Genomic DNA, 23,323 nt, shown 5'->3' with positions numbered 1-23,323 from the left:
AGGCAGGGGAGAATCATGGACCAACCCACAGTGCTGGCATTGCGGGCCCTCAAACTCGGGGATCTGCTGGTGGCCGTACCGGCGTTGCGGGGCCTGCGGCGGGGCTTCCCCGAGCACCGCATCATTCTGGCGTGTGCCGGGTGGCTGCGGCCGCTGGTCGAGTTGACGGGCGTGGTCGATGAGCTGCTGCCCACCCCGCGGGGGCTGGACATCCCCCTGGACATCCCGGCCGACAGCGTCGACGTGGCCGTCAACTTCCACGGCAACGGGGTGGACAGCCGTTCCCGGCTGGAGGCCGTGCGGCCGCGGCACCGGATCGGCCACGCCGCCCCCGGCTGGGACGGCCCCACCTGGCGGGACGACATCCACGAGCGGGAGCGTTGGGTACGGCTGCTCAACGCCCACGGCCTGCCGGGCGATCCCCTGAATCTCCGGCTCCCCGCCCCGGTGGCGGACGTGCCCCAGGGGGTCGCGGTGGTGCACGTGGGCGCCGCCCACGCCAGCCGGCACTGGCCCGCCGAAAGATTCGCCCGGGTGGTGGAGGAGCTGATCGGTTCCGGACACCGGGTGCTGCTCACGGGTGACCAGCGCGAGCGTGAGCGCGCTGAGCAAGTGGCGGCTCAGGTTACCGGGCCCCAGCCCGAGGTCGTGGCCGGCAGACTGTCGTTGGTCGAGTTCTTCGCGGTGATCGCCCATGCTGCGGTCGTGGTCTCGGCCGATACCGGCGCCGCTCACCTGGCCAGCGCCTTCGGACGACCATCGGTGGTCATCTTCGGCCCGGCCTCCCCGGTGAACTGGGGGCCACCGCCGGGGCCGCACCGAGTTCTCACCGATGCTGCGGTGCGGCGTGGCGACGCTTTCGCTACCGACCCCGATCCCGCACTCCTGGCGGTGGGGGTTGCGGACGTGGTCACCGCCATCCACGAGCTGCTTGGTGAAAACTGAGCACACCGGTCTTTTCATGTGAGGCGACGTCCTTGTCTGCATTCGTGGCGGGGCTGACATCATGTGATGGTCTTCACGGCCCCAGGGAACAAACTCTGACTGCTACCCCTTCAGCAAACGCGAAGAACAAAGAACCCGCAACCGCCCGAAGCATCCCTGCAGTTCACACCTATAAAAATAAGTTAATGATTTGGACCGGCCCGAAGGTTCGGGCCCTTTCGGCTGGTTCGGTGGCTGTGTCACCAAGTTTTCCCAGCTGAAGACACCTATTAATGCAATATATGTAAAAGATATGGAGATGCTGAATTAAGCACAATTGCCCGGAATTTCCGCTAAATATGATTTTTCTCAACCGAGAACAAATCAAGAACAAAGGTGGTATAGGGGGGCGGTGAATTGTTCGGAAATAGTAAGTTAATTCCGCTCTGTCACACCGGACTGTCGGTGGCCGCGCTCCGTGTCCTATGGTGGACGGGACAACTCGATACTCACGGGTGCCCGGTGCGACTCCGGGCTGAGATGCAGCACAGCTGCGACCGTCGAACCTGATCCGGGTAATGCCGGCGCTAGGGAGGAATCATGACTGACACCAGTCCGTCCAAAAACACGTGGCGGGTCATCGACATCATCATCGCGGCCGTGCTGGGCGTGGCCTGCGGTCTCTTATTCTGGCTGTGGAATTCGGTCGGCTATGCCGGGTTCACCGCCCTGGACGCCCTGACCCCCGGGCTGGGCGGACTGGCGGCCGGAGTCTGGCTGCTCGGTGGGGTGGTCGGTGGCCTGGTGATCCGCAAGCCGGGAGCGGCGCTGTTCGTCGAAGTGCTCGCGGCCGTCGTCTCCGCCGTGCTGGGCAACCAGTGGGGGATCGAGACCCTCTACTCCGGTGTGGCCCAGGGGCTCGGTGCGGAACTGGTCTTCGCGGTCTTCGCCTACCGTCGGTTCACCCTGCCGGTGGCTGTGCTGGCCGGTATCGGCGCCGCGATCGGCGCCTACGTGCTCGAGCTGTTCCTCTCGGCCTACTACGCCATGTCCCTGACCTTCAACATCATCTACCTCAGCTGCCTGACGGTCTCCGGGATCGTGCTGGCCGGGATCCTCGGCTTCTACCTGGTCCGCGCGCTGGCAGCCACCGGCGCGCTGGACCGCTTCGCGGTCGGGCGGGAGGCGCGACCGCTCGTATGACCAGCAACCTCACGCTCGGGGCCGCAGTCACGGCCCGCGGTTTCGGCTGGCGTCACGCCTCCCGGACCCGCCCGGCGCTGGCCGGGGTGGACCTGGACATCGCCCCCGGTGACCGCATTCTGCTGACCGGGGACTCCGGGTCCGGGAAATCCACCCTCCTGGCCGCGCTGGCCGGGGTACTCGGCGATGACGAGGACGGGGAGCGGCAGGGCAGCCTGTGTGTCGACGCCCCGACCGTCGGCCTGGTGCTCCAGGATCCGGACTCCCAGGTCATTTCCAGCCGGGTCGGCGACGATGTCGCCTTCGGCTGCGAGAACATCGGGATCGACCCGGCGGACATCTGGCCGCGGGTCACCCGGGCCCTGGACCTGGTGGGGTTGGACCTGCCGCTCGACCATCCCACCGCGCACCTGTCCGGCGGTCAAAAGCAGCGTCTGGCGCTGGCCGGGGTCATCGCGATGGGCGCGACTCTGATCCTGCTCGATGAGCCGACCGCCAACCTGGATCCACACGGGGAGCGGGAGGTCGTCGCCGCCGTGGACCGGGTGCTCACGGAAACCGGCGCCACGCTGGTGGTCGTCGAGCACCGCCATGATCTCTGGACCCCTGTGGTGGACCGCATTCTCCGGTTGGACGGCGGGATCGCGGAGATCGGTACCGCCGACCTTCCGGGGCCGGCGGACCTTCCCCCGGCACGCTCGCCGGGCGGACCGGCGCTGCTGGCCGCCCACGACCTGGTCACCCAGTTCGGGCCGCCGCGCAATCTGCATCTGCCGCAGGGGGCGTCGACCGTGATCACCGGACGCAACGGGGCCGGCAAGTCCACCCTCGCACTCACACTGGCCGGGCTGCTGCCGCCGCGCAGCGGAACCCTGGAACTTTCCGGGGACCTCCGGCAGGGGCTGCGGCCGCCGCCGCACCGCTGGCGCTCCGCTGCCCTGGCCCGGCGCATCGGCACCGTGTTCCAGGATCCGGAGCACCAGTTCGTCGCCCGTACCGTCGCCGAGGAGATGGCGGTCGGCCCGAAGGTGATGAAGCTGCCCGAACGTCCGGCACAGCGTCGCATCGACGAGCTGCTGGAGCGGCTGCGGTTGACGCACCTGCTCCAGGCCAACCCCTTCACCCTGTCCGGCGGGGAGAAACGGCGGCTGTCGGTGGCCACGGCCCTGGTGGCCGCCCCGACGCTGCTGATCCTGGATGAGCCGACCTTCGGCCAGGATCCCGCGACCTTCCGGGAGTTGGTGCTGCTGTTGCGGGAACTGACGGATGACGGGGTCACCGTCGCCTCGGTGACCCATGACCCGGGGTTCATTGCGGCTCTGGGCGATCACCACGTGGAGGTGGCATGAACCTGTTGCACGGCATCAATCCCGTCACCCGGATCGCGGCGCTGATCCTGCTGACCACGCCGCTGCTGCTGAGCGTGGACGTGGTCTCGGCGGCGATCTCCCTGGCCTTCACCCTCGTCCTGGCGCCGCTGGCCGGCGTCGGTTGGCTGCGGCTGCTCCGGCGGGGCTGGCCGATTCTGCTGGCTGCGCCGATCGCCGGGGTGTCCATGGCGCTCTACGGCCGTCCGGAAGGGGAGGTCCACCTGGAGTTCCTCTTCGCCACCGTCACGGACAACTCGCTGCAGCTGGCCGCCGCCATCATGGTGCGGGTGCTGGCGGTCGGCCTGCCGGTGGTGGTGCTGGCCACCCGGGTGGATCCGACGGATATGGGGGACGGGTTGGCCCAGGTCGCCCGGCTGCCGGAACGATTCGTCATCGGTGCCGTAGCCGGTGCCCGGCTGACCTCGCTGTTTCGCTCGGACTGGTCGTCCATGGCCCGGGCCCGCCGTGCCCGTGGCATCGCCGACCGGGGCCGGATCCGGCACACGTTGACCATGGCGTTCGGCCTGCTGGTGCTCTCCCTGCGCCGCGGGGGTAAGTTGGCCACCGCGATGGAGGCCAGGGGCTTCGGCGCCGGGCGGCGCACCTGGGCGCGGGAATCGACCGTGGGACCACACGACGCCGCCGTGCTCGTCGGCTGCGTCCTGATCTCCGCGGTGGCGGTGGGCGTGGCCCTGTGGACCGGTTCCTTCCGCTTCCTCGGAGCCTAGATGTTCACCATTCTGATCGACGGCCGGTCCGGGGCGGGCAAGACCACCTTCGCCGCCGGACTGGCCCGGCGCACCGGCTACCGTCTCGTGCACCTCGATGAGTTCTATCCGGGCTGGGGTGGCCTGGCCGCCGCAGCCGGGATGGTGGCCTCTCAGCTGCTGCACCCGCTGACCCCCGGTTACACCCGCTGGGACTGGGGGACGGATACCCCGGGCGAGCGGGTGCGGTTGCCGGTGGGGCAGCCGTTGATCATCGAGGGCGCGGGTGCGGTGACCGCGGCGTCGATCAGCGCTGCCGAGCGTCTGGGCGGGGCCCTCACCGTGCGTATCGACGCCCCGCGGGAGCTGCGGCGCGAGCGCGCCCTGCGCCGGGACCCGGGCTACGGGCCCTGGTGGCGGATGTGGGCGGCGCAGGAGGACGAGCACTTCGCCGCGCACCCCGGTGTCGATCTGGTGCTGCGGAACACTCCGCGCTAGGCCTATGCTGCTGCTTCATGGAAACAATCAGGATTGCAGCGGTGGTGCTGCGCGATCAGGCGGGTCGGGTGCTCGGCGTGCGCAAACGGGGCACGGGCAGCTTCATGCTCGTCGGAGGAAAGCTCGAGGTGGACGAACCACCGCTCCGGGCGGCCGTACGCGAGGTGGCGGAGGAGCTGCATCTGGAACTGGTGCCGCCGGATCTGCGGCACCTCGGCCGGTTCGCTGCCCCCGCCGCCAACGAGGTGGGGGCCGGGGTGGACTGCGACGTCTACCTGGCCGATGGCGCTCTGGCAGGTCTGCCGCCAGTGTACGAGGAGATCGCGGAAGCGAGGTTCTTCCCGGTGGATTCCGCCGCCGAGGAGTTGGCGCCGCTCAGCCGTGATGTGATCTTCCCCCTCTTGCGGGGGTGATCCAGCTCACGAACTTTTCAGGGCGATACTAATGGCCGCACGGGAAACATACAGCTCGTGTGGCGTGTCGAAAATATATGCAATATTCTGCAAGTTTTTTCTGGGGTGCGTCCGTCCAATACTTCTTTGTGTGGCATGTCACCGTTTAGGATTCTTCTCAACCCGTTCTAAGTTCTATTGAGAGGTCCTAACATGGCTCTGAAGAAAGTCCTCGGCACCCTGTCGGCCGCGGCCCTGGTGCTTGGCCTGGTGTCCTGCTCCGATTCCGGAACTGACTCCGGAACCGGCGGAGGCGGGGACAACTACGTCACCGCGAACGGCACTGAACCGCAGAACCCCCTGATCCCCGCCAACACCAACGAGGTGGGCGGTGGCCGCATCGTCGATCTGCTCTACTCCGGACTCGTCTACTACGACGCCGAGGGGGAGGTGCACAACGAGATGGCCGAGTCGATTGAGCCGGAGGGGGAGAAGACCTTCCGCGTGACCCTGAAGGAGGGGCAGACCTTCGCGGACGGCTCCCCGGTCACCGCGGACAACTTCGTCAACTCCTGGAACCATGCGGTGGAGAACTCCATGTTGTCCTCCTACTTCTTCGAGCCCATTCTCGGCTACGAGGAGGGCACTCCGGAGATGGAGGGGCTGCAGGTCATCGACGACCGCACCTTCACCATCGAGCTGAACCAGCCCGAGGCCGACTTCCCGCTGCGCCTGGGGTACTCCGCCTTCTACCCGCTGCCGGACGAGGCCCTCGAAGACATCGAGGCCTTCGGTGAGAACCCGAACGGCAACGGCCCCTACAAGCTGGCCGAGTGGAACCACAACCAGGACGCCACCCTGGTCCCGAATGAGAATTACGACGGCGGGCGCACACCGCAGAATGACGGCGTGAAGTTCGTGTTCTACGCCAACTTCGACGCCGCCTACAACGACCTGCTGGCCGGCAACCTCGACGTCCTCGACGAGATTCCCGACACCTCCTTCGCCACCTTCGAGGAGGAGCTCGGCGACCGGGCCGTGAACCAGCCCTCCGCGCTGAACCAGACCTTCACCATCCCGGAGCGGCTGGACCATTTCTCCGGTGAGGAGGGCAAGCTCCGCCGCGAAGCCATCTCCCACGCGATCAACCGCGAGGAGATCACCGAGGCCATCTTCCAGGGCACCCGCACCCCGGCCTCCGACTACACCACCCCGGTGCTGCCGGGCTTCGACGGCGACATCCCGGGCAACGACGTCCTGGACTACGATCCGGAGCGGGCCCAGGAACTGTGGGCCCAGGCTGAGGAGATCGCGTCCTTCAACGGGGAGTTCACCATCTCCTACAATGCCGACGGCGGCCACCAGGCCTGGGTGGACGCGGTGGCCAACTCCATCCGCAACACCCTGGAGATCGAGGCGGTCGGCAATCCTTACCCGGACTTCAAGTCCCTCCGCGATGACGTGACCAACCGCACCATCGACGGCGCCTTCCGGACCGGCTGGCAGGCCGACTACCCCTCCCTGGGCAACTTCCTCGGACCGCTCTACGGCACCGGCGCCGGCTCCAACGACGGCGACTACTCCAACCCGGAATTCGACGCCAAGCTCGCTGAGGCCGCCGGCGCCTCCGACCCGGAGACCGCGATGTCCATCTACAACGAGTCCCAGGAGATTCTCTTCGAGGACCTGCCCGTCATCCCGCTGTGGTACCAGAACACCGTGGGCGGATCCGGGGAGAACGTGGACAACGTGACCTTCTCCTGGAAGGACGTCCCCGTCTACTACGAGATCACCAAGAGCTAGCCGGACCGCCGCCTTAAATGACCGACACGACGCACCCCGCGTAAGCCTCCACCACGCGGGGTGCTGACGTGCCGGAAAGGAACCACACATGCTTCGCTACATCGGGCGACGGCTGCTGCAGATGATCCCCGTGTTCTTCGGGGCCACGCTGCTGATCTACGCCCTCGTCTTCCTCATGCCCGGCGACCCAGTGGAGGCACTCGGCGGTGACCGCGGACTCACCGACGCCGCCCGCGATCGCATCGAGGCCGAGTACAACCTGGACAAGCCCTTCCTCGTGCAGTATCTGCTCTACATCAAGGGGATCTTCACCCTGGACTTCGGCACGACCTTCTCCGGCCAGCCCGTCGCCCAGGCGATGGCCGGCGCCTTCCCGGTGACCATCAAGCTCGCCGTCATGGCACTGATCTTCGAGGCCGTGCTCGGTGTGCTCTTCGGTGTCATCGCCGGCGTGCGCCGCGGCGGTGTCTTCGACTCCACCGTCCTGGTCCTGTCCCTGGTCGTCATTGCCGTGCCCTCCTTCGTCATCGGCTTCGTGCTTCAATTCGTCGTCGGCGTCCAGTGGGAGCTGTTACCCGTGACGGTCGGCTCCAATGAAACCTTCGTGGCGCTGCTGATGCCCGCGGTGGTGCTGGGTGCGGTGTCCTTCGCCTACGTCCTGCGGCTCACGCGGCAGTCCGTCAGCGAGAACCTGCGCGCCGACTACGTGCGCACCGCCCGCGCCAAGGGTCTGGGGGAGGGGGCGGTGATGGGGCGGCACGTGCTCCGCAACTCCCTGATCCCGGTCGCCACCTTCCTGGGCGCTGACCTGGGGACCCTGATGGGCGGGGCGATCGTCACGGAGGGGATCTTCGGCATCAACGGTGTCGGCGGATCCATCTACCAGGCGATCTTGAAGGGCGAGCCGACCACCGTCGTCTCCTTCACCACCGTCCTGGTGATCGTCTACATCATCGCCAACCTCATCGTGGATCTGATCTACGCCGTGCTCGACCCGAGGATCCGTTATGTCTGACATCGACCGTAACCTGACCAACCCCGATCAGGCGCACTTCATCGCCACCGTCGACGAGACCGGCCTCGGTGCCGTCGACGCCGTCGCCGATGAATCCGCCCCGACCTCCCAGTGGGGGCAGGCCTGGCGCAGCCTGCGGCGGCGACCCCTGTTCTGGGTGTCCGCCGCGCTGATTCTCACCGCCGTGGCCCTGGCACTGATTCCCGGACTGTTCACCAGCACCGATCCGCGCCTGTGCGTGCTCGCGAACTCGCTGGGCGCACCCGAACCCGGCCATCCCTTCGGCTTTGACCGGCAGGGCTGCGACATCTTCGCCCGCACCATCTACGGGGCCCGGGCCTCGGTGGCCGTGGGTATCCTGACCACCGCACTCGTGGTGCTGATCGGCACCACCATCGGCGCACTCGCCGGCTATTTCGGCGGCTTCCTCGACGCCGTGCTGTCCCGGCTCACGGACGTCTTCTTCGCTGTTCCACTGGTCCTGGCCGCGATCGTCGTCATGCAGATGTTCAAGGAGCACCGCACCATCATCACGGTGGTGCTCGTGCTCGGCCTGTTCGGCTGGACCTCGATCGCCCGTATCACCCGGGGAGCGGTGATGAGCGTGAAGAACGAGGAATTCGTCACCGCGGCCCGCTCCGTCGGAGCGTCACGGTGGCGTATCCTGACCAGCCACATTCTGCCGAACGCAGCGGCCCCGATCATCGTCTACGCCACCGTGGCGCTGGGCACCTTCATTGTCGCCGAGGCCACGCTGTCCTTCCTGGGCATCGGCCTGCCCAGCTCCGTGGTCTCCTGGGGCGGCGACATCTCCCGGGCGCAGACCTCCCTGCGCACCCAACCCATGGTGCTGTTCTACCCGGCCATGGCCCTGGCACTGACCGTGCTGAGCTTCATCATGATGGGCGACGTCGTCCGCGACGCCCTGGACCCGAAGGCGAGGAAACGATGACCACCGCAAGGAATGAGACACCCCTGCTGCAACTGAAGGACCTGAGCATCTCCTTCACCTCCTCCACCGGTGTCGTCGAGGCGGTGCGGGAAGCGAATCTGAGCGTCTACCCCGGCCAGTCCGTGGCGATCGTGGGGGAGTCCGGCTCCGGCAAATCCACGACCGCCATGTCCGTGCTCGGCCTGCTGCCGGGCACCGGAAAGGTCACCGGTGGGCAGATCCTCTTCGACGGCGAGGACATCACCCACGCCACCCGGAAGCAGCGCCAGCGCTACCGCGGTGAGGGGATCGGCCTGGTGCCCCAGGACCCGATGTCCAACCTGAACCCGGTGTGGCGGATCGGCACCCAGATCCGGGAATCCCTGCGCGCCAACAAGATGGTGCCCCGCGCACAGGAGAAGGACCGGGTCACGGAACTGCTGGAGGAGGCCGGGCTACCCGACGCGGCGCGCCGGGCGAAGCAGTACCCCCACGAGTTCTCCGGTGGCATGCGCCAGCGCTCCCTGATCGCGATGGGTCTGGCGGGACGGCCCAAGCTGCTGATCGCCGATGAACCGACCTCCGCCCTGGACGTGACCGTGCAGAAGCGGATCCTGGACCACCTCGGCGAACTGACGTCGGAGCTGGGAACCGCCGTGCTGTTCATCACCCATGACCTGGGACTGGCTGCCGAACGTGCCGAGCATCTGGTGGTCATGCACCGTGGCCGGATCGTCGAATCCGGGCCGAGCCTGCAGATCCTGCGCGACCCCCGGCACCCCTATTCCCAACGGCTGGTGGCCGCCGCACCCAGCTTGGCCTCCGCCCGCATCCGCTCCGCGCAGGAACACGGCCGGGAGTCCGAGGAGCTGCTGGCGCACGCTGAGGCCGCGGAACGGGAACCGGTGATCGAGGTCCGGAACCTGACCCGGGAGTTCGACGTGCGCGGCAGCCGGGAGAAGTTCAAGGCCGTCGACGACGTGAGCTTCACGCTGCGCAAGGGTACGACCCTGGCACTGGTGGGGGAGTCCGGTTCCGGCAAATCCACCGTGGCCAACATGGTGCTCAACCTCCTCGACGCCACGGACGGCCAGGTCTACTACCGGGGCAGGGACATCTCGGTGCTCTCCGGCAGGGAGCTGTTCAACGTCCGTCGCAAGCTGCAGGTCGTCTTCCAGAACCCCTTCGGCTCCCTGGACCCCATGTACTCGATCTACAAGTGCATCGAGGAACCACTCGTGCTCCATAAGGTGGGTAACCGGAAGCAGCGCGAGGAACGGGTGGCGGAGCTGCTGGACATGGTGTCGATGCCACGCTCGGCGATGCGGCGCTACCCCAACGAACTCTCCGGCGGCCAGCGTCAACGCATCGCGATTGCCCGCGCCCTGGCACTCGAGCCCGATGTCCTGGTGCTCGACGAGGCCGTCTCCGCCCTGGACGTCCTGGTGCAGAACCAGATTCTGCAGCTGCTGGCCGAACTGCAGGAACGTCTCGACCTGTCCTACTTGTTCATCACCCACGACCTCGCGGTGGTCCGGCAGACCGCGGACGACGTGGTGGTGATGCGGCAGGGCAGGATCGTGGAACAGGGCACCGCCGATGAAGTGTTCGCCGACCCCAAGGAGGCCTACACCCGGGATCTCATCGATTCCGTCCCGGGCCTGGGCATCGAGCTGGGGAGCGGTTAGTCGGCGGCACCGGGACCGGGCCGCTGAATCCTCTCCCCGGTAGCGGTCGGCTCTGTTAACGTCAGATCATCACAGCTCAATCTAAGGGGAAAAGTGTTCGGGATTCTCACCGCCTTCGCGATTATTCTCATGGTGATAGCGGTGGGCTATCTGCTGGACCGTACCGGGATCATCCGCGGGAAGGGCGACCGGGACGTGATCAACCGGATCGCCTTCTATGCGGCGGTGCCGGCCCTGGTGTTCTCCGAGGTCGCGCAGACCGAGCTGGCCGACATCTTCTCCCCGGTGATCGGGGTGACGTTCCTGGTCACCCTCATCACGGCGATCCTCTACTGCGTCATCTCCGTGTTGTTCCTGCACCGTGACGTGCCCACGATGGCTGCCGGCGCCGGGGCCAGCGTCTACGTCAACGCCGTCAACATCGGCCTGCCGGTGATGAGCTACGTGATCGGGCATGCCACCTACATGGCGCCGATCATGGTGATGCAGGCCGTCATCTTCACCCCGCCGATCCTGGCCGGACTGGCCGCGGGCGGGGTGAGCTGGCGGCAGATCCTGCAGCGCTCGTTATTCAGTCCGATCGTGCTGGCTTCCGCTGCCGGCCTGGTGGCCACGTTGAGTCCCTGGACCGTTCCGGAGCCGGTATTGGCGCCCTTCTCCATCCTGGGCGGGGCCGCGGTCCCGCTGGTGCTGGTCAGCTTCGGCGCCTCCCTGGCGGCGACGCGGGTGCTGCAGGTCCGGGAGGATCGACCGTCGGTGATCACGGCGTCGTTCCTCAAGCTGGTCGCGATGCCGGCCATCGCCTGGCTGCTCGGCCGGCTCTTCGGGCTGGGTACGGAGGAGCTCTACGCCGTGGTGATCCTGGCGGCGCTGCCGTCGGCGCAGAACGTCTACAATTTCGCGGCCACCTACGGCAAGGGCACGATTGTCGCCCGTGACACCGTGTTCCTCACCACCTTCGCGGCGCTGCCGGTGATGCTGGTGATTGCGCTGCTGTTCGGACGATAGATTCCGTCATCTCCCGGAACGTGAGGGAATCCTCGCGTTTTCCCTGTTCGGGGGTGGTTTTTGGACGATTTCTCCCCGCGCTCTCATCTCCACCGTAGAATGACGTAGAACTCAAAGGATTAAAAAAGTGGTACACGCCACAAGATTTTGAGGGCGAAAGGAGAGCGTCATGGGTCTCAATATCCGTGCCAGTGAAATGAAGGTCTGGGAGACCTTCACGCTCGAACGTCAGCTGGAGGTCATCATCAACGCCGATCATCTCCTGACCTCCCGTGGGGAGCCGAGGGGGACGGTCAGTCTCTCGGACGTGATCGCCTCCGAGTTGATCGGCAGCTAGAGGATCTCGTCAATGACCTCGGTCGGGCGGGCGATGCGCACGCCCTTCGGGGTCACCACGATGGGGCGCTCGATCAGCTTCGGGTTCTCCACCATCGTCTGCAGGAGCTCCTCCTCCGGCGTCTCGGGGGACAGCCCCAGCTCCCGGTACACGGTCTCCTTGGTGCGGATACCGTCGTGGACGGCGATTCCCGCGCGGTCGTAGAGCTTCCTGAGCTCGGCCGCGCTCGGGACATCATCCAGGTACTTCACCACCTGGGGGGAGATTCCCCGTTCCTCCAGGTAGGCCTTGCCCTTCCGGGAGGTGGAACAGCGTGGGTTGTGGTAGATCGTGGCCTCGGAAACAGTCATGTCCCCAGTCTGCCACGGCTCAGTCGGCTGCCGGCACCAGTTCGACGTGTTCGGCCCAGGTCAGCTCGATGCCCTGGGCGCGCAGCCACGCCATCGCGTCGTCCGCGTGCCGGGTGATGCCTTCGACGGCGGCGAGGGTGGTGTCGATCGCGGTTTCCGCCTCCGCCGCGGTGATCAGTCCCGCGGACGTCGCGGCCGCCAGCTCGTCGATGTCCAGGACATCGATCGGCTCACCCGTCACGGAGACCAGGTCCACGTAGAGGTCGCGGTAGTTCCACACGCCGCCGTGGACGTCGATGTCCGCCACGTCGAAGTAGTAGTCCTGCCGCTCATCCACTCCCTCGCGGAAGTGGAAGATGTTGGCGCGCAACCCCAGTTCCGGCAGCAGCCAGCTCTCCAGGTAGCCGAAGCGCGGATGGTTCGCGCCGCGTGCCATGTAGAGGCCGAACTCGGTGCGGGTGAAGACATCAACCTCCCGTAGGTACCCCTTGGGGTCGGTGTTGATGAACGAGTCGGTGTCGAAAATCTCCGACTTCACCGGGTGCAGGTCCGCCATGATCGCTATCTCACTTCCACGATGGCACCGGTCGGGATGAAGGAACAGGTCGCGTCCTCAGTGCGGACGTCGCCGGCGGCCATGGCGATCACGGTGCCGTGGCCGGTGTCTGCGGTGCCCGAGATGGTCGCGGGCCCATCCGGGTTGATGCCGTTGTTGTGCAGGGTGGTGGTTCCCGTCTTCAGCGTGTTGATGTTGATCCAGTGAACGTGCATGCCGCCCTGGTCTGCGGCGGCAGGGGCCGTGCCCAGGGCGGTGAACAGGAAGGCGGTCTGGCCGGGGCCGGCGCCCGGTGCCGGGATTTCCGCGGGGCCGGGGACGGCGATCGCGGAACCGACTGCGTCCGAGGTTCCGCCGATGCAGTCGCCGGCCACCGTCGGCCACGCGAACTGGGTCAGTGGGGGAGCGTTCTCCGGCAGTTCCGGCCCACCTCCGCCACCGCCCTCGAAGAAGAGGACGGCCGCCAGGATGGCGCTGCGGAAATCCTCCGGCATCCACGGCTGTTCCGCGAAGCCGCGGGCCTGATCCAGCACTTCCTGGGTGGGGCGCCCCAGTTCGTCAATGGGGAGCGAGGACTGGGCCGAGGCGGTGCCGACACCGCCGGTCAGAAGCAGGGCAGCGGTGCCCAGCGTGGCGCTGATACGTCGAATGGAGTTTCGCACGGAGACCTTCCCGGAGCTTGAAGTGTGAGTAACACTAGTTCACACTAGTTTCTTCCAGAACAATATTCACTTCTTTCTCATGGCCAACGCGAAACTGGGTCCGGGTTGTACTTGTCACGTCGCGCCCGACGGACCTTCCGTTACTCGGGTGGGGTGACTGAGGGGAGCGTCACGGAATCGCCGCCGTGCATTTAGGACGTGCGGGGAGTATCGTGTACGCAGTTCACCATCGCGCCTGTTGTGCGATCAATATCGGTAGGAGTACCCAGCTAGTGACCCATCCTGAGTTTCGTAACGTCGCCATCGTCGCGCACGTCGACCACGGCAAGACCACCCTCGTCAACGCCATGCTGGAACAGTCCGGCGTCTTCGGCGATCACGGGGAGGTCGCAGACCGTGTGATGGACTCCGGTGACCTGGAAAAGGAAAAGGGCATCACCATCCTGGCCAAGAACACGGCCATCCGCCGCAAGGGTCTGGGCAAGGACGGCAATGACCTCATCATCAACGTCATCGACACCCCCGGTCACGCCGACTTCGGTGGCGAGGTTGAGCGCGCCCTGTCCATGGTTGACGGTGTCGTCCTGCTGGTCGACGCCTCCGAGGGCCCGCTCCCGCAGACCCGTTTCGTGCTGAGCAAGGCGCTGGCCGCCAAAATGCCGGTGATCGTCTGCGTCAACAAGACCGACCGGCCCGACGCCCGCATCGCTGAGGTCGTCGAGGAGGCCCAGGATCTGCTCCTGGAGCTCGCCGCCGGCCTGGATGACGAGGAAGCCGCCGAGGCAGCTGAGCAGCTGCTCGACCTGCCGGTGCTCTACACCTCCGGCCGCGAGGGCCGGGCGTCCACCGAGAACCCCGGCAACGGTAACGTCCCGGATTCCCCGGATCTGCAGCCGCTGTTCGACACCCTCTACGACGTGCTGCCCGAGCCGACCGCCCACCACGACGGTCCGCTGCAGGCACACGTGACCAACCTGGACTCCTCGTCCTTCCTGGGCCGCATCGGCCTGATCCGCGTGCACTCCGGCTCCATCAAGAAGGGTCAGCAGGTCGCCTGGATCCACTATGACGACGAGGGCAACCAGCACACCAAGACCGCCAAGATCGCGGAGCTGCTGCGCACCGTCGGCGTGACCCGTGTGCCGGCGGAGGAGGTCGTGGCCGGTGACATCGCCGCGATCGCCGGCATCTCCGACGTCATGATCGGTGACACCCTGGCTGATCCGGAGAACCCGGTCGCCCTGCCGCGGATCACCGTGGACGAACCGGCCCTGTCCATGACCATCGGCGTCAACACCTCGCCGATGGCCGGCCGGGGTGGCGGTGACAAGCTCACCGCCCGCGTGGTCAAGGCCCGTCTGGACCAGGAGCTGATCGGCAACGTTTCCCTGAAGGTGCTGCCGACCGAGCGTCCCGACGCCTGGGAGGTCCAGGGCCGTGGCGAAATGGCACTGTCCGTGCTGGTGGAGACCATGCGCCGCGAAGGCTTCGAGCTGACCGTCGGCAAGCCGCAGGTGGTCACCCAGACCATCGACGGCAAGCTGCACGAGCCCTACGAGATCATGGTCATCGACGTGCCCTCCGACTACCAGGGTGCCGTCACCCAGCTGATGGCCGGCCGCAAGGGACTCATGCAGTCCATGGACACCACCCCGGGTTCGGACTGGATCCGCATGGAGTTCCGCATCCCGGCCCGTGGCCTGATCGGCTTCCGCACCACCTTCATGACCGAGACCCGCGGCACCGGTATCGCCAACTCCTACTCGGACGGCATGGACGTCTGGGCCGGCGAGATCAAGGGCCGCGCCCACGGCTCGCTGGTCTGCGACCGCACCGGTAAGGTCACCGCCTTCGCGCTGACTCAGCTGGCGGACCGCGGCAACTTCTTCGTCGAGCCGGGAGCCGAGACCTACGAGGGCATGGTCGTCGGCGCCAACAACCGCGAAGAGGACATGGACGTCAACGTCACCAAGGAGAAGAAGCTGACCAACATGCGTTCGGCCACCGCCGACGCCACGGTCACCCTCGCGAAGGCCCACACCCTCTCCCTGGATGAGGCCATGGAGTTCTGTGGTACCGACGAGTGCGTTGAGGTCACCCCGGATGTCCTGCGCGTCCGCAAGCTGATCCTGAACGCCACCGAGCGCGGCCGCGCCCGCTCGCGGGCGAAGAACCTGAACAAGTAGCACGACTGTGCAGTGGCGCAGCCCCGTCGGCGTGGCGATGTTATTCGCCACCAACGGGGCTGCTTTCGCATCCATCCTCCCGTGGTACCCCACCTTCGCCCGTGAGTGGGGCCTGAGCGAGGCTGTCTTCGGGATCGTGGTGGCGTGTTTCGCCGCCGGTTCCCTGATCTCCTCGGCGCTGCCGTCGGTCCTGGTGGGCCGGTTCGGCCCCATCCCCGTGTTCACGGTCGGCACGGTGCTGCTCGCCGGACTGGTGGCCACAGTCGGATGGACCTCCTCTGGTCTGGGGCTGGCGCTGTGCCTGCTCAGCATCGGCATCCTGGACGCCGTCGTCGACGTCGGCCAGAACGTTGCGGCCATGCGTGTGCAGGCAAGGCAGAAGATCACCATCATCTCCTCCATGCACGCCTGCTGGTCGCTGGGCTCGGTCATCGGTGGCGGCCTGGCCACCCTGGCCACCGCCCGCGGCGTCGACCCGCGCTGGCACCTGGGCACGGTGGCCGTCGTCATCTGTCTGGTCGCGCTCTCCGGTACGCGGCTGATCGACGCCCCGCCCGTTCCGCGGCAGGAGTCCGCCCCGGCCCGGTTCCGGTGGCGGGGCCTGCTTCCGGTCCTGCCCCTGGCTCTCCTGGCGACCGCCGGCACGGTGGTGGAGGACGCGGCCAACAACTGGTCCGGGTTGGCCGCGGTTGAGCTGGCCGGCGCCGGGGTGGGCACCGCCGGCATCGCCTTCACCCTGGTGTTGGCCGCGCAATGCGCCGGGCGGTTCACCGGCGATCCGCTGATCCAGCGCTTCGGTCGGGTCCGGATAGCCCGGATCGGTGGAGCGTTGATCCTGCTCGGCGGCATCCTGATCGTCAGCGCCGGTGGCTGGCCGCTCTACAGCCTGGGACTCCTGGCGGTCGGCTTCGGTTGTGCCACCCTCGTTCCTAGCGCGTATGCCGCCGCGGCGACCCTGCCCGGGGTCCCGGAGGGCGCCGGGGTGACCCTGCTGAGCTGGCTGATGCGGATCGGATTCCTGGCGACGTCCCCGGTGATCGGTCTGCTGGCCACCGCGGCGTCGTTACGCGCCGCCCTGGGCCTGTTGCTCCTCTGCGGCGTGTTGGCGTGGGCCTTCGCGCCGTCACTGAAGACCGGGCTGGTAGAAAAGCAGTTGTGAGAAGCCACATCCGTTCCACCGTCGTCGCCCTCGCCACCGTGCTGGCGTTGGCCGGCTGTTCCGCCAACCCGGGCCCGCCGCCGGTGGAGGAGCCCACGGAAACCGAAACCACCGAGACGAGCACCCCGGAACCCGAACCGCCCCGGGAGGAACGCGAGGCGATCGATGTCGGCATCGACCCGCTACGCAACGGCCTGAACCCCCATCTGCTCTCCGACGACACCGCATTCGTACAGTCCCTGGCCTCGCTGGTGCTGCCGAGCGCCTTCCGGAACGGCGACATTGACACGGACGTGCTGCAGTCCGCCGAGGAGATCGAACCGGCCGAGGGTATGGCGCAGACGGTGCGCTACGTCATCAACCCGGAGGCGCAGTGGAGTGACGGCACGCCGATCACCGGCGCGGACTTCACCTACCTGTGGCGGGAGATGACCTCCACCCCGGGGGTCATCGACGCGGCGGCCTACGAGGCGATCGCGAATGTCCGCACCTCGGCGGCGGGCAAGACCGTCGAGGTCGATTTCGCGCTGCCGCTGGCGAGCTGGCGGGGGCTCTTCGCCCACCTGCTGCCGAGCCACCTGGCCCAGGGCGCCTTCGGTGAGGTGCTGCGGGATGACGTGCCGGCTTCGGCCGGGCGTTACATGGTCCAATCCGTCGACCGGGCCAGGGGAGTGGTGACCCTGCACCGCAACGACCGGTTCTGGGGGGAGAACCCCGCCCACACGGATGTCCTGAATTTCCGGGAGATCCGCTCGGTGGCCGGGGGAACGGACCAGCTGCGCAGTGGTCAGGTCTCCTTCCTTGACGTCACGCCGCAGGAAACGTCGGTGGACGCCTACTCCCTGATGGCGGACACCCAGACGCGCACCTGGAACACCTCCCGGGAACTGCAGTTGACGATGAACACCACCTCTCCGGTGCTGGAGACCGCGGCTGCCCGGGCCCAGCTCGGTTCGCTGATCGACGTCCCGCTCGTCGCCCGGCTCGCGGCGGGCCGGTCCAGCAACCTCGTGGTACCCACCGCCCCGGACTTCGGGACGGTGGATGTCACCGCCCTGCAGGAGGCCACCGCCGGGGAACCGCTGCGCATCGCCGCCGACCCCGCCGATGACACCGCCTCCGCCGCGGTGCGCACCGTGGTGGATCTGCTGACCAGACAGGGAGTGGCGGCGGAGATCGTCGCCGCCGAACTCAGTGACGTGGCCGCGGACGGGTTGCCGGAAGGCGACGTCGACGCCGTGATCTCCTGGCGCAACTCAGTGGGCACGCCCGTTGATGTGGCCAGCGCCTACGGCTGCGCGCCCGATGAGGAACGGACCGGCAACCTGTCCGGCTACTGCGTCGGGTCCACCGACGAGGTGCTGGACGCCTTCCTGGCCGGCGAGGGCAGCACGGCGGAACTGGTGTCCTTCATCCAGGGACTGGAGCAGCTGGAGCACCTGACCGTCCCACTGCTGCAGGAGACCAGGGTGCAGGCGCTGGGCACCGGTATCGTGGGGGTGGACCCGCTGCTGGAGAACTGGCCCAGCGGCATTTCATCGGCATCGACCTGGAGGAAGAATTGAGCGCTGATCTGATCGGTTACCGGGTGGTCGCGGTGCACGCCCACCCTGACGACGAGTCGATCGCCACCGGTGGGGCCCTGGCCGACCTCGCCCGCCGGGGCGCGGAAGTCACCGTCATCACCTGCACCCTCGGTGAGCAGGGCGAGGTGATCGGCGACACCTACCAGGAGCTGATCACCGACCGCGCCGACCAGCTCGGCGGTTTCCGCATCCACGAACTGCGGACCGCCCTGGGCATCCTCGGTGTCCACGGCCGCCACCTCGGCCTGCCGGGGCTCTTCCGGGACTCCGGCATGGTGGGGGATCCCGCCCATGAGCACCCGAAGGCCTTCGTCAACTCCGGGGAGCGGGCCGTCGAGCTGCTGGCGGAGCAGCTCCGCGAGCTGACGCCCCACCTGGTGATCACCTACGGTCCCGACGGCGGTTACGGTCACCCCGACCACATCCGTGCCCACGAGATCACCCACGCCGCGGCAGCGGAGGTCCACGTGCCGCGCATCCTGTGGGGGGTGTCCGACGCCGCGGACCTGGCCGCCGGGCTCCGCACCATCACGGCGGTGCCGGAAGGCTGGCGGCAGGCCGGAGAAGGGGAGCTGGCGGCCGTCGATTCCGGTGACATCGCCCTCACCCTGGACGACCACGCCTTCGCCGCGAAGCTGGGTGCCATGCGCGCGCACGCCACGCAGATCTGGATCGCCGACGGCAGCGTTTCGGAGACCAACCCGGCCGCCGCTTTCGCCACCGTCACCGACCGGGAGGCCGCCCCGGTGGTCTGGGCCCTGTCGAATCTGGTTGCCCAGCCATTGCTGCGCCGCGAGCACTATCAGCTCGGGGCGGGACTGGAGCTGCCCACCGGCGCCACCGGCCTGCTGGACGGCATCGAGCTGAATGCGCCACGGGGGTAGGTGTTGACCGCGAAGCAGCAGGGTTTTATTCACCACGACTTCAGCCGCGGTGAGGCCGTCGGAGGTCTGTTCTGGCTCTCCCTCGGAGCGTTGATCTCGGTGATCATGGAGGTGTTCTACCTCGGCACCTGGATCGCCCTCCCCGGCGGCACCTCGGTCGCCTTCCCCGTCACCATCGTCATCGCGTTCTTCTTCACGATGGTGCTGAGCAGGACGGCAGTGCTGTGGACGGACCGGATGGCGGTTGCCGGTGTCCCGCTGTACACATGGGTGGCGGGCTACCTCCTGTTGCTGCTGTGGCCGGCGCTCACCGGTGACCAACTGCTCGGATCCAATATCCGGAGCGTCCTGTTACTGGCGGCCGGGCTGGTGGGAGGCGTTTGGCCCCTAGTCAGCCACAAGTGACATAATGAGGAAGTATTCCACCCATATCCACGAAAATTACTGGAGTATCGAGTATCTGATGACCTACGTAATCGCACAGCCCTGCGTTGACGTCCTTGACCGATCCTGTGTGGAAGAGTGCCCGGTCGACTGCATCTACGAGGGCAAGCGCATGCTCTACATCCACCCGGACGAGTGCGTCGACTGTGGCGCCTGCGAGCCGGCCTGCCCCGTGGAGGCCATCTTCTACGAGGATGACACCCCCGATGAGTGGGCTGAGTACTACGACGCCAACGTCGGCTTCTTCGATGACCTGGGTTCTCCGGGCGGTGCCGCGAAGGCTGGCCCGCAGGACTTCGACCATCCCTTCGTCGCCGCGCTGCCGCCGCAGAACCAGGAATAGTTCCCGGTTTTCACTAGCCCTACCCGTCCACCGACCAGGAGCACCATGACCCGCACTCCGTTGGGATCCAGCCTGCCCGACTTTCCCTGGGATTCCCTCGCTGACGCCACCGCCACGGCGGCCGCGCACCCGGAGGGCATGGTCGATCTCTCCGTCGGTTCCCCGGTGGATCCCGTGGCACCGGGCATCCAGTTGGCGCTGGCAGAGGCCGCCGGAGCGGCCGGTTACCCACCGACGATCGGGACGCCGCGGTTGCGGCAGGCGATCGTCGCAGGTCTGGCCCGCCGTTACGGCATGACCGGCCTGGCGGAGTCTTCAGTGCTACCGGTTGTGGGCACCAAGGAGGCCATCGCCTGGCTACCGACGCTGCTCGGGGTCAGCGGCACCGTCGTCATTCCGGAGATCGCCTACCCGACCTATGAGGTCGGCGCCCTGATGGCCGGTGCCCAGCCGCTGCGGGCGGACTCGCTGTTCAAGATCGGCCCCGCCCGCCCGGACCTGATGTTCATCAACTCGCCCTCCAACCCGACGGGCAAGGTGCTCGGGCTGGATCATCTGCGCAAGGTCGTGCAGTGGGCGCAGGAGAGAAACGTGGTGCTGGCATCCGACGAGTGCTATCTCGGGCTGGGCTGGGAGGACGACAACCCGCCGATCTCCATCCTGGATCCCCGGGTCTGCGATGGCGACCACACCAACCTCATCGCCGTCCACTCGCTGTCGAAGTCTTCCAACCTCGCCAGTTACCGGGCCGGTTACCTCGCCGGAGATCCCTCGTTGATCGCCGAACTGACCGAGGTGCGCAAGCACGCCGGACTGATGGTGCCCGGTCCGATCCAGGCGGCCATGGTCGCCGCCCTCGAAGACGATGACCAGGAGGCGATGCAGAAGCTCCGGTATGCCGCCCGGCGGGCCAAGCTGGTCCCGGCGTTGATCCGGGCCGGTTTCCGCATCGACAATTCCGAGGCTGGCCTGTACCTGTGGGCCACCCGGGACGAAGACAGTCGCGCGACGGTCAACTGGCTCGCGGCACGCGGCATCCTCGCCGCTCCCGGGGATTTTTACGGCCCCGCCGGCGTGAAGCATGTGCGCATGTCGTTGACCGCCCCCGATGAACGCATCGACGCGGCTGCGGCCCGCTTGCGGGAGCACTAGCCGTTCTAGAACGGCGGCATCTCCTTTCCCTTGGGCCGCGGCCGGCGGTGGGCCTTCTGCTGTGCCCGTTCCCGGCGGGCACGGAGCCGCTGCGACAGAGTCTGGGTCCACCGTTTCTGCCGCGGTGCCAGTGGGCCGTCGGCACGGTCCACGGCCCACGTGCCGTCCCCGAAGAGCCAGTAGACATCGCCGGTGGCCGGATCCAACAGGTAGCAGGCCTGTTCATCGGTCTTCCTGTTGTGGTGCCGCTGACAGAGGGAGATCATCTCGGTGGCGGTGGTCTCCCCGCCGTCGGTGTAATTCATCCGGTGATCGAGCTGGCACAGGTGAGCCGGAACCTGACATCCCGGCCACCGGCAGATCCGATCCCGGCCCTCCACGTGGGCTCTGATATCGGCCCCGGGGCGGTAGCCCTTGCCCTTGTTCTTCCCGGCCTCATCCACATCCCGGATGACCTTGGCGATCTCGGCCAGCTGCCCGGTATCGGCGGGGGAGAGAGGACCGTAGGGTTGCAGGAATCCGGGAGCCTCCGGCAGGTCGCTGGCCTGGAAGAGGTTCAGGGCGACGCTGACCGCCACATTCGCCAGGATCAGCTCCGTGAGGGCCGTGGCCCGGGAGACGTCCTGGGCGGCGGCCCGGGTCCGCACGGCCTCCTCGATCATGGTGGCGGTCGCTTGGTCGGTGCGCAGTTCGACGATGACGCTGCCGTCGGGCTGCTGCCAGGACTGGTAACCGGCAGAGAACTCGAGCTCCTCCTCATCAGTGCTGTCCTCGGGGGTGGGCTCGGTGGAATCACCCGTGCTGTCTTCGTCCGTCGCGGGATCCTCCTCGTCCGGAGTGAAGGCCCGGACGACCTCCTTGACGGCCTTGATGATCTTGGCGGACTCGGGAACGAGTTGCTGGGGACGGGTGGGGGTGAACAGCAGCACCAGGCTGGTATCCAGACACTCCCAGAATTCCGGATCCGTGATGATGTCGGCGTGGACGCCCTTGGTCTGGAACTCGATGGTGCGTAGTCGGCGCATGTCCACGTGGAATCGCGTTTCCACGATCTTCCGGAGTCCCGGCAATTGGTCCAGGGTCACCAGGGCGGCAAGGTTGTCGGCGATGAAATTGGCTGTCTGGCCGGTGCTGCGGGTCAGGGTGGCGGCGTACTCGGTGAAGTCCCGGGCTTCGGTCTCCGGGTCCGCCGGGAGGATGGCGCGCCACTTCAGGTATTCGAAGCGTTGCTCCCAGATCTGCAATTGGGCGATCGGGTCGCCCGGTCGGTTGACGGCGAAGAAGTTCGGGTCGGTGGCGGGTTCGGTGGTGGTCACAGCAGGCTGACCTCCTCTCAGGAGGCTGGTGGGGCAGGGTTTCCGCACATTCGGCATTATCGCTCATATGTTCGATGATGACGATAGGGAACACCCTGGACAAGGAACCCGTTGGGGTGCCCCTTCAGCCCACCCCCTTAGAGATCGCGCGGATAGGTCAGGGTCGTTGGGTCGGGCGAGTCTCCCAGCGATAGGTGCTCCAGGCTTCCCGGACCAGCCGGCGGACAACGATCACGGCGTTGGCTAAAGAAATGAACGCTTCAATGACCCGGATGCGACGTTCGGTACACACCTGCAGTTTCCTGAACCCGCGGTTGTGCCACGAGTTCGTCCGCTCCACGACCCATCGGGCCCCGGCCTGCAACGGGAACCCTTTCTGGCTGATCACCCACTCGCAGCCAAGTTCGGTCAACAGGCTGCGGGTCTTGCTTGAGTCGTATCCGGCGTCCAGATGCACGGTGATCTGATCGGGCAGGGCGAGTCCGAACCGGCCTAGTTTCTCCAATGTCGGGCGCAACAACGGCGAGTCATGCCGGTTGGCACCGGCGACCACGCACCCGAGCGGGATACCTGCGCCGTCGACCAGCAGGGAGCGTTTCGTGCCTTGTTTGCCCCGGTCAACCGGGGATCGCCCGGCGGCTTCACCACCGCAGGGGGCTTTGACGATGCACCCGTCCACGCTTAAGTTTTCCAGATCGAGTCCGACGATACGGTCATAGAACTCCAAACAGATCTGTTCCAGCTGCTCGAAGATGCCGGCGGTGATCCATTCATCCCGGCGGGTGCGCAAGGTGGTGGCCGAGCATGTC

At 66.9% G+C, this 23,323-nt stretch carries 24 protein-coding genes and 1 riboswitch; of the genes, 19 read left to right on the top strand and 5 right to left on the bottom strand.

Translation table 11 applies throughout. The features are described 5' to 3' along the window. Positions 1 to 15 precede the first annotated feature (15 nt). The 12 genes from ACQCVD_RS03990 to ACQCVD_RS03935 all read left to right on the top strand — a co-directional run bounded on the left by ACQCVD_RS03990 (position 16) and on the right by ACQCVD_RS03935 (position 11,876). Positions 16 to 945: a glycosyltransferase family 9 protein gene (locus ACQCVD_RS03990; protein WP_426822421.1), complete on the top strand. Its 930-nt coding sequence runs from the start codon at positions 16 to 18 to the stop codon at positions 943 to 945. A gap of 481 nt (positions 946 to 1,426) precedes the next feature. Beyond that, a riboswitch (TPP riboswitch) is annotated at positions 1,427 to 1,535 on the top strand. After that, positions 1,525 to 2,127 carry an ECF transporter S component gene (locus ACQCVD_RS03985; RefSeq protein WP_426822420.1) on the top strand — a complete coding sequence of 201 codons (603 nt, stop codon included), beginning with the start codon at positions 1,525 to 1,527 and terminating at the stop codon, positions 2,125 to 2,127. It overlaps the preceding riboswitch by 11 nt. Then, positions 2,124 to 3,476, top strand: coding sequence for an ABC transporter ATP-binding protein (locus tag ACQCVD_RS03980; RefSeq protein WP_426822419.1), 1,353 nt, complete (start codon positions 2,124 to 2,126; stop codon positions 3,474 to 3,476). Before ACQCVD_RS03985 ends, ACQCVD_RS03980 begins: the two co-directional genes overlap by 4 nt. Next, positions 3,473 to 4,225, top strand: coding sequence for an energy-coupling factor transporter transmembrane component T family protein (locus tag ACQCVD_RS03975; RefSeq protein ID WP_426822418.1), 753 nt, complete (start codon positions 3,473 to 3,475; stop codon positions 4,223 to 4,225). Before ACQCVD_RS03980 ends, ACQCVD_RS03975 begins: the two co-directional genes overlap by 4 nt. Continuing rightward, positions 4,226 to 4,702, top strand: coding sequence for a hypothetical protein (locus ACQCVD_RS03970; protein WP_426822417.1), 477 nt, complete (start codon positions 4,226 to 4,228; stop codon positions 4,700 to 4,702). It begins immediately after the preceding gene. A 17-nt stretch (positions 4,703 to 4,719) separates the two neighbouring features. Further along, entirely contained in the window at positions 4,720 to 5,115 is a 396-nt protein-coding gene (locus tag ACQCVD_RS03965; protein WP_426822416.1) for an NUDIX hydrolase, read from the top strand. A gap of 192 nt (positions 5,116 to 5,307) precedes the next feature. Then, a complete protein-coding gene (locus ACQCVD_RS03960; protein WP_426822415.1) occupies positions 5,308 to 6,897 on the top strand; it encodes a peptide ABC transporter substrate-binding protein in 1,590 nt (529 codons plus the stop codon). Between the two features lie 88 nt (positions 6,898 to 6,985). Next, positions 6,986 to 7,912, top strand: coding sequence for an ABC transporter permease (locus ACQCVD_RS03955; RefSeq protein WP_426822414.1), 927 nt, complete (start codon positions 6,986 to 6,988; stop codon positions 7,910 to 7,912). Continuing rightward, on the top strand, positions 7,905 to 8,864 hold the full coding sequence (locus ACQCVD_RS03950) for an ABC transporter permease (RefSeq protein ID WP_426822413.1): 960 nt from the start codon (positions 7,905 to 7,907) through the stop codon (positions 8,862 to 8,864). The genes ACQCVD_RS03955 and ACQCVD_RS03950 overlap by 8 nt, the downstream gene beginning before the upstream one ends. After that, entirely contained in the window at positions 8,861 to 10,531 is a 1,671-nt protein-coding gene (locus tag ACQCVD_RS03945) for a dipeptide ABC transporter ATP-binding protein (protein WP_426822412.1), read from the top strand. The genes ACQCVD_RS03950 and ACQCVD_RS03945 overlap by 4 nt, the downstream gene beginning before the upstream one ends. Positions 10,532 to 10,624: 93 nt before the next feature. Beyond that, positions 10,625 to 11,539, top strand: a complete 915-nt coding sequence (locus ACQCVD_RS03940) for an AEC family transporter (protein WP_426822411.1) — start codon at positions 10,625 to 10,627, stop codon at positions 11,537 to 11,539. 169 nt (positions 11,540 to 11,708) lie between these two features. Then, entirely contained in the window at positions 11,709 to 11,876 is a 168-nt protein-coding gene (locus ACQCVD_RS03935; RefSeq protein WP_426822410.1) for a hypothetical protein, read from the top strand. Here the strand turns inward: ACQCVD_RS03935 and arsC are convergent. From arsC to ACQCVD_RS03920, 3 genes are read right to left on the bottom strand one after another with little or no spacing between them, the layout of a single operon-like run. Next, positions 11,873 to 12,226, bottom strand: coding sequence for an arsenate reductase (glutaredoxin) (arsC, locus tag ACQCVD_RS03930; protein ID WP_426822409.1), 354 nt, complete (start codon positions 12,224 to 12,226; stop codon positions 11,873 to 11,875). The genes ACQCVD_RS03935 and arsC overlap by 4 nt on opposite strands. Positions 12,227 to 12,245: 19 nt before the next feature. Further along, positions 12,246 to 12,782: a DUF402 domain-containing protein gene (locus ACQCVD_RS03925; protein WP_426822408.1), complete on the bottom strand. Its 537-nt coding sequence runs from the start codon at positions 12,780 to 12,782 to the stop codon at positions 12,246 to 12,248. A 5-nt stretch (positions 12,783 to 12,787) separates the two neighbouring features. Continuing rightward, positions 12,788 to 13,444, bottom strand: a complete 657-nt coding sequence (locus ACQCVD_RS03920) for a hypothetical protein (protein ID WP_426822407.1) — start codon at positions 13,442 to 13,444, stop codon at positions 12,788 to 12,790. A gap of 272 nt (positions 13,445 to 13,716) precedes the next feature. Between ACQCVD_RS03920 and typA the strand changes: the two genes are divergently transcribed. From typA to dapC, 7 genes are read left to right on the top strand one after another with little or no spacing between them, the layout of a single operon-like run. Beyond that, positions 13,717 to 15,630 carry a translational GTPase TypA gene (gene typA, locus ACQCVD_RS03915; protein ID WP_426822406.1) on the top strand — a complete coding sequence of 638 codons (1,914 nt, stop codon included), beginning with the start codon at positions 13,717 to 13,719 and terminating at the stop codon, positions 15,628 to 15,630. Positions 15,631 to 15,637: 7 nt separating this feature from the next. Then, a complete protein-coding gene (locus ACQCVD_RS03910; protein ID WP_426822405.1) occupies positions 15,638 to 16,789 on the top strand; it encodes an MFS transporter in 1,152 nt (383 codons plus the stop codon). Next, a complete protein-coding gene (locus ACQCVD_RS03905; RefSeq protein WP_426822404.1) occupies positions 16,786 to 18,354 on the top strand; it encodes an ABC transporter family substrate-binding protein in 1,569 nt (522 codons plus the stop codon). The genes ACQCVD_RS03910 and ACQCVD_RS03905 overlap by 4 nt, the downstream gene beginning before the upstream one ends. Further along, positions 18,351 to 19,259 carry an N-acetyl-1-D-myo-inositol-2-amino-2-deoxy-alpha-D-glucopyranoside deacetylase gene (gene mshB, locus ACQCVD_RS03900; protein ID WP_426822403.1) on the top strand — a complete coding sequence of 303 codons (909 nt, stop codon included), beginning with the start codon at positions 18,351 to 18,353 and terminating at the stop codon, positions 19,257 to 19,259. The genes ACQCVD_RS03905 and mshB overlap by 4 nt, the downstream gene beginning before the upstream one ends. Positions 19,260 to 19,262: 3 nt before the next feature. Next, the gene (locus tag ACQCVD_RS03895) at positions 19,263 to 19,664 is read left to right on the top strand and encodes a hypothetical protein (protein ID WP_426822402.1); all 402 of its coding nucleotides are present in this window, start codon (positions 19,263 to 19,265) and stop codon (positions 19,662 to 19,664) included. Positions 19,665 to 19,722: 58 nt separating this feature from the next. Then, a complete protein-coding gene (gene fdxA, locus ACQCVD_RS03890) occupies positions 19,723 to 20,046 on the top strand; it encodes a ferredoxin (RefSeq protein WP_426822401.1) in 324 nt (107 codons plus the stop codon). A gap of 45 nt (positions 20,047 to 20,091) precedes the next feature. Then, positions 20,092 to 21,198: a succinyldiaminopimelate transaminase gene (gene dapC / locus ACQCVD_RS03885; RefSeq protein ID WP_426822400.1), complete on the top strand. Its 1,107-nt coding sequence runs from the start codon at positions 20,092 to 20,094 to the stop codon at positions 21,196 to 21,198. A 5-nt stretch (positions 21,199 to 21,203) separates the two neighbouring features. On the opposite strand, the gene ACQCVD_RS03880 is transcribed toward dapC, so the two are convergent. Both ACQCVD_RS03880 and ACQCVD_RS03875 read right to left on the bottom strand, forming a co-directional pair. Continuing rightward, positions 21,204 to 22,514: an HNH endonuclease signature motif containing protein gene (locus ACQCVD_RS03880; protein WP_426822399.1), complete on the bottom strand. Its 1,311-nt coding sequence runs from the start codon at positions 22,512 to 22,514 to the stop codon at positions 21,204 to 21,206. A 157-nt stretch (positions 22,515 to 22,671) separates the two neighbouring features. After that, positions 22,672 to 23,323, bottom strand: a 652-nt coding sequence (locus ACQCVD_RS03875) for an IS5 family transposase (protein ID WP_426822398.1), incomplete at its 5' end; no start/stop codon positions are given.

This window comes from Corynebacterium halotolerans (assembly GCF_050107895.1).
In the GTDB taxonomy this organism is placed as follows: Bacteria; Actinomycetota; Actinomycetes; order Mycobacteriales; family Mycobacteriaceae; genus Corynebacterium; species Corynebacterium halotolerans_B.
The sequence above is the reverse complement of the archived record's forward strand: the minus strand, read 5'-3'. Positions and strand labels throughout refer to the sequence as shown.